Source organism: Burkholderia sp. ABCPW 111 (genome assembly GCF_000773065.1).
Lineage (GTDB): Bacteria > Pseudomonadota > Gammaproteobacteria > Burkholderiales > Burkholderiaceae > Burkholderia > Burkholderia savannae.
Map to the genome: position 1 here is coordinate 1 of NZ_JPWT01000005.1, position 8753 is coordinate 8753.

Here is an 8753-nt window from a genome sequence, read left to right on the forward strand (position 1 = left end):
GCGAGCGCCTCGTCACCGGCCGCCGTCGTTCTCCCGAATCACCGCCTCCGCCGCCGCGTCGGCCTCGCCCGCATACCCGTCGTGCACCTGCGTGCGCAAGCCCGGCAGCGGCGCCTCGCCGTCGAGCAGATGCCCGCCCCGCTCCTTCGTGCGGACCGTCGCTTTCATCGACAGCCCCACCCGCAGCGGATGCGCCGCCAGCTCCGACGGCTCCAGCGAGATCACCACCGGCACCCGCTGCACCACCTTGATCCAGTTCCCCGCCGCGTTCTGCGGCGGCAGCATCGAGAACGCGCTCCCCGTCCCCGCCGAGAACCCCTCCACCCGGCCCCGATACGTCACCCGCGCGCCGTACAGGTCCGACTCGAGCTGCACCGGCTGCCCCACCCGCATGTGCCGGATCTGCCCTTCCTTGAAGTTCGCCTCCACCCACACCTGCCGCAGTTGCACCACCGACATCAGCGGCACCCCCGGCCCCACCTGCTGCCCGATCTGCACCGACCGCTGCCCGACCGTCCCGTCCACCGGCGACACGATCGTCGTGCGCTTCAGGTTCCGGTACGCGAGCTTGAACTGCGCGCCCGCCTGCTGCACCGCCGGGTTCTGCCCGGCCGGCCGCTCGCTGCCCAGCGCGCGCGCCGCGTCCAGCTGCGCCTGCGCGCCCGCCAGCGCCGCCTGCGCGTTCGCCAGCGACGACTTCGCCCGCGCCAGATCCTCCGGCGCCACCACCTCCACCGACGCCCCCACCCGCGCCCGGTACGCCTGCTGCGCGAGCTTCAGGTCCGCCTCCCGCGCCTTCACCGTCTCTTCGTACATCCCCATCGACAGCCGCGTGTTCGCCACCTGCCGCACCGCCTGCGCGAGCTGCGCCCGCGCCTGCGCGTACGCCGCCGACGCGTCCGCGTCGTCGAGCTTCACCAGCACCTGCCCCGCCTTCACCCGCTGCGTGTCCGTCACCAGGATGTCGGTCACCGTCCCCTGAATCTGCGCGGCGATCTGCACGACGTTGCCCGCCACGTACGCGTCGTCGGTCTCCTCGCTAAAGCGGCCGACGAGGAACCAGTAGAGCGCCGCCGCGAGCGCGACGATCGCCAGCAGTCCGAAGAACAGCGTGAAGCGGCGGCGGCGCGTCGCGCGGCGCGCGGCGAGCGACGCGGCCGCGTCGGGATGCGCGTGCTCGGACGCCGGCGTCGCGTGCGCGCCGTCCGCGGTCGTCGTATCGTTCGGCGCCTTGGCGCGCCGGGTGTGAGTGGCGGTGTCGTTCAAGGTCTTCGCGTGCGTGATGTCGGTGGCGCTATCGTGCGTTGGCCGGGCATGCCCGGGCGGCGTCGCGGATCGCTCCGGAGGGCTTCGATGTTCGGTTGCAGTGTCGGTTGAATCTCTCGTAGTCACAATGGAGGTGGCGCTCGTGGTGATGTCTTCCTACTTGATGGTGCTCGATGCGTTGATGCCCGATGCGTTCGTGCTCGATGCGTTCGTGCCTGATGCATGCGCGCTCGACGCTCCCGAATAGCATTGCATCGCCCGCCGAAGCATGCATCGCGTCGACCGCCATTCGATCGCCGCCGCGCGTTCGCCCGTCGCTTCGACCGTCCGCCGAATCCCTCGACCGCACCGGTCAGTCGCGCTGCGGCTCGTTCGCCTCGGCCGGCCGCGACGCCGCCGCGAACGGCTTGCCCGCCTGCGCGAGCGGCCCGCCGCTCGCCTGCCGCGCGTCGAACCCGCCGCCCAGCGCCCCGATCAGCCCCACCCGCAACGTCCGACGCCGCGCTTGCAGCTCGATCGCGTGCGAGCGCTCGTCCAGCAGCGTCAGCTTCGCCAGGTTCACGTCCTTCTGCATCCCCATCCCGCGACGGTGCCGGTCCTCCGCCAGCGCCACCATCCGCTGCGCCGAGCGCACCGCCTGCTGCTGCTCCTTGAGCAGCGCATCGACCGTCGACAGCGACGTCAGCTGCCGCGCCACCTCGCCCAGCGCCCCATCCACCGTCTGGTTGTACAGCGCGAGCGCCACGTCCGCGTTCGCCACGTCGCCGCCCAGCTTCGCCTTCAGCCGGCCGCGATCGAAGATCGGCAGCGACAGCGCCGGCCCGATCGAGCCGCCCAGCGCATCGTGCTTGAACAGCGACGCCGGCGCCAGCGCGAACAGCCCGCCCAGCGCCGCCAGGTTCACGTCCGGGTAGAACGACGCGCGCGTGCCGTCGATCGACGCATACGCCGCCTCCACCCGCAGCCGCGCCGCGACGATGTCCGGCCGCCGACCCAGGAGCCCCGCCGGCAGCCGCGCCGGCAGCGGCGCGTCCGCGAGCGGCGCGAGCTTCGGCCGCGCGAGCGACAGCCCCCGCTCCGGCCCGCGCCCCGTCAGCACCCCCAGCTGCAGCTTCTGCAGCTGGATCTGCTCGTCGAGCAGCGCGATCTGCTCGAGCAGCTTGCTGCGCTTGAGCGCCGCATCGTCCGCGTCGTAGCCGTTGTCGATCCCGCGCGCCGCGCGCTCGCGCAGCACCGTCTCGACCTGCTCGCTCGAGCGGCGCTTGAGCAGCAGCAGCTCGCGCAGCGCGTACGCGCGGTCCAGCTCGCCGTACAGCGTCACGATCGCCACCGACAGCGTGAGCCGCGCCTGCTCCGCCTCGACCCGCGCCGCGTCGCGCATCGACATCAGCCCGCGCGTCGCCGCCGCGTTCTTGCCCCACAGATCCAGCTGGTAGTTCAGCCCGACGAACAGCGACGACGACGACACCACCGACTCGCCCACGAGCGGCACCGACACCGGCAAGCCGTTCAACGTCGTATTGATGGTGCCGCCCGAGCGCGGCACGTGCGCCTTGCTGAGCGACGCGCCCGCCGTCGCGGTGAGCCCCGTGAGCGATTCGAACTGCTGCAACTGCGACTGCGCGACGCCGATTCGCGCCTGCGCGGCCTGCAGCGTCGGGTTCTGCTGCAGCGCTTCGGCGACCAGCGCGTCGAGCTGCGGATCGCCGAGCTGCCGCACCCAGTCCGGGCTCGGCCATGCGCCGTGCGTGGCGCCGCCCGTCGTCTGCGCGAGCGCGTCGTCGCCGGGCTCGCGCGGCGCGAGCGTCGGCTTGAACCCCGACGGCACGCAGCCGGCCAGCGTCCATGCAAGCGCCGCCGCCGCGAACCAGCGCGCCGCGCGTCCTCCTGTCGTTCTCGTTGCCGCCTGATTCATCCGCGTCGTCATTCCTTCATGCGCACTGAGTTGCGTGTCGTGACGTGATGTTGAAATGCGTCGGATTCGACCAATCGTCCGCTTGCAATCCCGTTTGTATCGACAACCTGTTCGATGTCATCTCGCGACGATCTCGCCATCGCGCTCCAGGGAGTCCGGCGTCGCGTCGCGGCGAGATTCGTTCGGGTGACTGAACGATTCAGGCTGACCGGCTCCTCGATGCGGCTCGCGAGCCGCCGTGCCCGAGCGCGCCTCGTCGAACGATCCGAGCTGCCCGAACACGCCGTCGAGCACGCCCAGCGCGATCCCCCGCAGCTTCGCCCCCTTCTCCCGCTCGCACAGCACCACCTGGATCACCTGCCACACCGTCAGCAGATTCGGCACCAGCGCCACCGGAAACCGCAGCCCGTACTGCAGCCCCAGCTGCATCGCGTTGCGCGCGCCGTAATACCGCCGCTGCCACGAGTGATGCATCGCGGTCAGCTCGAACGGCCCCACCTTGTGCCGCCGCCGCGCCCCGATCCGGTGCGTCAGCACCAGCGACGGCACCACGTACAGCGGCACGTTGTGCGCAAGCGCGCGCAGGCAGTACTCGGTGTCGACGTGGTCGATGAACAGCGCCTCGTCGAACCTTCCGAGCCGCGCGTACGCCGCCCGCGAGATCACGCTGCCCGACGAGATCAGGAACGCGCAGCGCTGCGGCGCCGTCTCCCCTTCCACCCGCACCCGGCGCACCGTCACGCCGCTCGTCATCAGCTCCGGCAGGAAGCGCGCTTCGTTCGCGTCGTAGATCCGCGGCCCCGCGACGAACGCGCCCGCGCCTGCCCCCTCGCCCAGCCGCGCGCACGCGTCGCGCATCTGCGCGAAGTACCCCGCCGGCACCGTCGAATCCTGGTCGAACAGCGCCACCGCGTCGACGCCCTGCGCGAACAGCGCCGACAGCCCCGCGTTGTACGCGCCCGCCACCCCGCCGCGGTTGCCCTGGTGCCGCCATACGATATTCCCCCGCGACGACAGCGCCCCCACCCGCTCGCGCGCCGCCGCGTGCTCGTGCGGCGTGTTGTCGACGACCACGAGCGCGTCGCTGTCGCGCGCGAGCGCCTCCAGGCCCGACAACTGCTCGTCCGTCGGGTAATACAGAATCACCAGCGCGCCCAAGCTCGTCATCGCTCTTCCCTCGGTGGTTCGGGTGCTCGCCGCGCACCCTATCGCTGCGCCAAGTCGTCAGGACTTCGACGCATCGCCCTTCGCCCTCACACCCGGAGCATGGCGCCTCAATGCCCCATCGTCGCCGCCGCGCCCCGCTTCGGCCGCGTCAGCCACATCAGCCCCGCCAGCAACACGCACGTCCCGCTCGCCATGTAGAACATGTCGTTCGTCGCCATCATGTACGCCTGCTGCCGCACCACCTGGTGCAGCGAGCTCAGCTCCCGCGTCCCGTGCAGACCCATCGCGTGCAGCGCGTCCACGTACCGCTGCGTGTTCTCCGACGCTCGCGTCACCGACTGCGACACCACCGCGTAGTGATACGTCGCCCGGTTGTCCCACCACGTCACGCTCAGCGCCGTGCCGAACGCCGCCGACAGCGTCCTCAAGAAGTTCGACAGGCTCGACGCCGCCGCCAGCTTGTCGTCCGACACCCGCGACAGCGTCGCCGCCGTCAGCGGAATGAAGAAGCACGGCAGCCCCATCCCCTGGATCAGCCGCGGCGTCACCACCTGCGCGAACGTCATCGTCAGCGTGAAGTGCGTGCTCCACCACATCACCCCCGCGAACACCAGGAATCCGAACGTCACCAGCACCCGCGCGTCCACCCGGCTCGCGTACAGCCCCACCAGGATCGAGAACACCAGCGCCAGCACCCCCATCGACGCCGTCGCCAGCCCCGCCTGGTACGCCGTGTAGCCCATCACCGACTGCAGCCACAGCGGAAACACCACCCCCACCACCGAGAAGCTCATCATCCCCAGCGAGATGATCACCACGCAGAACGTGAAGGTCCGCTCCCGGAACAGGCTCAGCTCCACCACCGGATGCGCCTCCCCCAGCTCCCAGATCAGCAGCGACACGAGCGACACCCCCGCCACGATCGCGAGCGTCGTGATCAGCGACGAATCGAACCAGCCCCGGTCGTGGCCCAGATCCAGCACCGCCTGCAGCGCCCCCACCCCGATCACCAGCAGCACGATCCCCGTCACGTCGATCGGGCTCGCCTCGCCCCGCTGCTCCTGCGGGTGCAGCATCAGCGTGCACACCGCGAACGAGAACAGCCCGATCGGCAGGTTGATCAGGAAGATCCACGGCCACGAGAAGTTGTCGATCAGCCAGCCGCCCACCACCGGCCCCAAGATCGGCGCGAGCAGCACCGTCATCCCCCACAGCGCCAGCGCCAGCGTGCGCCTGGCCGGCGGGAACGCGCGCAGCAGAATCGTCTGCGACAGCGGCACCATCGGCCCCGAGAACAGCCCCTGCAGCGCCCGGCACGCCACCAGCACCTCCAGGTCCCGCGCGAGCCCGCACAGCAGCGACGTCAGCGTGAACAGGATCACCGACGCGACGAACAGCCTCAGCTCCCCCACCCGCCGCGCGAGCCACCCCGTCAGCGGCACCGCGATCGCCGCGGCCACCGAGTACGAGCTGATCACCCACGTCCCCTGGCTGTTCGACACCCCGAGGCTGCCCGAGATCGCCGGCACCGCGACGTTCGCCACCGTCGAATCCAGCACCTCGATGAACGTCGCGAGCGACAGCGCGAACGTCAGCAGCGCGAGCCTCGCGCCGCGCAGCGCCGGTGCGGCCGGCGCCGGCGGCGCGCTCGCGGCCCGATCCGCCGGCAACGCTTGCGCGCTCATGCCGGCTGCGCCTGCCGCGCCGCCACCCCCGGCGCGAAGCGCTCGATGAAGCGCGCCGCCTCGTCGCAGCCGTTCGGCTGCGCCGCCATCCGCGCCCGCACCTCACCGCAGCGCGCCGCCATCGCCTCGTCGCCCAGCACCCGCAGCAGCGAGCGCGCAAGCGGCTCGCCCCGCACCGGCGCGTCCAGCCGCACCCCGCAGCCGCTCGCCGCCACCCGCTGCGCGTTGTCGAACTGGTCGTGCGCGAACGGCGTCACCACCTGCGGCACCCCCGCCGCGTACGCCAGCGACGCCGTCCCGATCCCGCCGTGATGCACCAGCGCCCGGCAGCGCGGCAGCAGCGCCGCCAGCGGCACGTAGCGCCGCTTGAGCAGCGTCACGCCGTTGCGTGGCGCATCATCGTGCGCCCTCGTTCCCGTTGGCCCCGTCGTCCCGTCCGATGCCGCCGGCGCGTCCGGCGCGAGCAGGATGCCCCGCACGCCCGTCGCTTGCAGCACCTGCGTCACCGCCCGCTCGTAGGTCCGCCCGTCCACCAGCGTCGAGCCCGCCGTGAACACCACCGGCGCGTCGCCCGACGCGACGAACGCGTCCAGCTCCGGGTCCGCCTCGTGCGGCCCCGCGTCGTTGAACAGCGGAAACCCGCTTTGCAGGTGATTCGCCGGCCAATCCCGCTGCGCCGGCGCGAACCACGACGGAAACAGGCACAGCACCCCGTCCGTCGAATGCAGCCACCGCCCCAGAATCCGCCTCGCCGGCGCGAGATCCAGCGCCTGCCGCACCGCGTTCAGCTCCGGCCCGCACACCCGGTCCAGCACCTGCCGCTCGATCAGCGTCATCAGCCCCGCCTTCACCGCCAGCGGCAGCCCCGCCGGGATCGTCAGCCGCTTGTGCGTCGGCGGCGCGTGCGCCGACAGCAGCGTCGACGGCGACACCTGCACCGACACGTAGCGCGTCCCGTAGCGCTCCTGCATCAGCCGCGCCGAGAACGCCCACAGCGTGCCCACCAGCACCGTGTCCGCGTCGCTCAGCGCGCGCAGCGCGTCGAAGTGCGGCCGCACCACCGGCGCGATCACCCGCCACAGCGTCTTGAACGACGTGCGCGGGTCCCACAGCGCCGGGTCCGCCATCGCCTGCGCGTACTCCCGCGCCGTGCCCACCGGCACGAACGCGAAGCCGCTCGCGCGCACCGCCGCCTCGAACGGCGGATGCGTGCAGAACACCACCTCGTGGCCGCGCGCCGACAGCGCCCGGCCCACCCCGAGCAGCGGGTGCACGTCCCCCGCCGACCCGATCGCCGTCACGATTACTTTCGACATCGCTTCGTCACTCGATTGCGCGCGGCAGCCGTCGGCGCGACCGCGAAACGTTCGAACCGGATCGTCCGTCGCCGGCCGGGGTTCGGCCGCCTGCCGTCGGGATCTTCCGTTGAACGAACCGTTCCGTGACACGAACGCGCCTTGCCGTCGCCGCGTCACGCGGCGCGCGCCACGCCTGCCTGCCTGATTTGAACGAGCCGCGACACCGGCCGCGCGCGAACGCCCGCCTGCCTCGGCCCACGCACGCCGTTACGACAGCGCCGGCATCTGCCCCAGCGGCGCGAGCGCCTCGCCCTGCGCCTCGTCCCGCGCCGCGCTCGCCCGCTCCTCGCCGAAGAACCCCAGGATCGCCGTGCGAACCTGCTCCTGCTGCTGACGCCCCTCGAGGTCCAGGAAGTGTCCCGCCTGCCGGATCGTCGCGAACTCCGCCCGGCGCACGTACGCCGCCAGCCGACGCACGTCCGACGACGTCGTGTACTCGTCCAGCTCCCCGTTGATGAACTTCACGTCGCAGCCGATGTTGCGGAATTCCGGCAGGTACTGCTCCGGCTGCATCGACAGAATCTGGTCGACGTGGAACGCCACCTGGTCCTGCTCCTTGCGCGGCAGCTTCGTCAGGTAGCGGTAGTTGTACAGCTTCATGATCCGCGGCAGGTAGCGGCCCACCGTGTCGTTCAGCAACTGCGCCGCCTTCAGGTTCTCGCCCGCCGCGATGTGATCGCGCGCGCGCGTCACGTAGTCCGTCATCGCGTCGTTCAGGAACGGCGAGAACGACGCGACCACCGCCCGCCGCACGCTCGCGCAGCCCCGCGACAGCGCGAACAGCGACGCCACCCCGCCCCACGACACCGACAGCAGGTAGCTCGGCTCGAACCGCTCGGCCAGGTGCAGCAGAATCTCGACCTCGTCGTCCTTCGTCAGAATGTACTCGCCCGGATTGTGCTGGCGCGACTGACCCGCGTACGGCAAATCGAAGCACACCGCGTTCAGGCGCTCGCCCAGGTAGCGAATCGTCTGGCCGAACGACGCCGTCGTCGCCAGCGCGCCGTTCACGAGGATGGCCGTCTCGAAGGCCGGATCGAACACGTGACGCTCGACGTGGACCTTCAGTCCGCTCGGCAGCGCAACGACCTGTTTCTCGATAGGCATGGCGTTTCTCCCGCATCTGCTCGGCAAATGAGCTGATCCCGCGCCCTTCTCGGACGCCTCCACGTAGCCGCCCGCCCTCCCGCGCGATCTGCCCGCCCTGCCTCGCGCGCGCCGTGACGACTACCCACTCGCCGGAGCCGCGCATCGCCATGCCGCATTCGCAACAGGCAATACGCCTCCCCGGGCCTGTCGCGGTTCCCCCGCTCCCTTTAGCCCGTGGTCTCCAGCGCCTCTATCTCGCATGACGCCTCTTGA

Annotated in this window: 6 protein-coding genes; all 6 read right to left on the reverse strand. The window is 71.3% G+C overall.

Annotated features, from left to right (window positions below):
* Positions 1-12: 12 nt before the first annotated feature.
* On the reverse strand, positions 13-1266 hold the full coding sequence (locus X946_RS03650; RefSeq protein ID WP_038744236.1) for an HlyD family efflux transporter periplasmic adaptor subunit: 1254 nt from the start codon (positions 1264-1266) through the stop codon (positions 13-15).
* A 352-nt stretch (positions 1267-1618) separates the two neighbouring features.
* On the reverse strand, positions 1619-3181 hold the full coding sequence (locus tag X946_RS03655) for an efflux transporter outer membrane subunit (RefSeq protein WP_161788633.1): 1563 nt from the start codon (positions 3179-3181) through the stop codon (positions 1619-1621).
* Between the two features lie 117 nt (positions 3182-3298).
* Entirely contained in the window at positions 3299-4348 is a 1050-nt protein-coding gene (locus X946_RS03660; protein ID WP_052144996.1) for a glycosyltransferase family 2 protein, read from the reverse strand.
* 107 nt (positions 4349-4455) lie between these two features.
* On the reverse strand, positions 4456-6033 hold the full coding sequence (locus tag X946_RS03665; protein WP_038744240.1) for a DHA2 family efflux MFS transporter permease subunit: 1578 nt from the start codon (positions 6031-6033) through the stop codon (positions 4456-4458).
* A complete protein-coding gene (locus tag X946_RS03670; RefSeq protein ID WP_038744242.1) occupies positions 6030-7349 on the reverse strand; it encodes a glycosyltransferase in 1320 nt (439 codons plus the stop codon). The genes X946_RS03665 and X946_RS03670 overlap by 4 nt, the downstream gene beginning before the upstream one ends.
* Positions 7350-7598: 249 nt before the next feature.
* Positions 7599-8498 (reverse strand): alpha/beta fold hydrolase, encoded by a 900-nt coding sequence (locus X946_RS03675; protein WP_038744245.1) that lies wholly within the window; start codon positions 8496-8498, stop codon positions 7599-7601.
* Between the last annotated feature and the right edge of the window lie 255 nt (positions 8499-8753).

Excerpts from the sequence above, each read along its gene's own strand:
- X946_RS03655 (WP_161788633.1), bottom strand. The coding sequence starts at position 3,181 with ATGAATCAGGCGGCAACGAGAACGACAGGAGGACGCGCGGCGCGCTGG.
- X946_RS03670 (WP_038744242.1), bottom strand. The coding sequence starts at position 7,349 with ATGTCGAAAGTAATCGTGACGGCGATCGGGTCGGCGGGGGACGTGCAC.
- X946_RS03665 (WP_038744240.1), bottom strand. The coding sequence starts at position 6,033 with ATGAGCGCGCAAGCGTTGCCGGCGGATCGGGCCGCGAGCGCGCCGCCG.
- X946_RS03675 (WP_038744245.1), bottom strand. The coding sequence starts at position 8,498 with ATGCCTATCGAGAAACAGGTCGTTGCGCTGCCGAGCGGACTGAAGGTC.
- X946_RS03660 (WP_052144996.1), bottom strand. The coding sequence starts at position 4,348 with ATGACGAGCTTGGGCGCGCTGGTGATTCTGTATTACCCGACGGACGAG.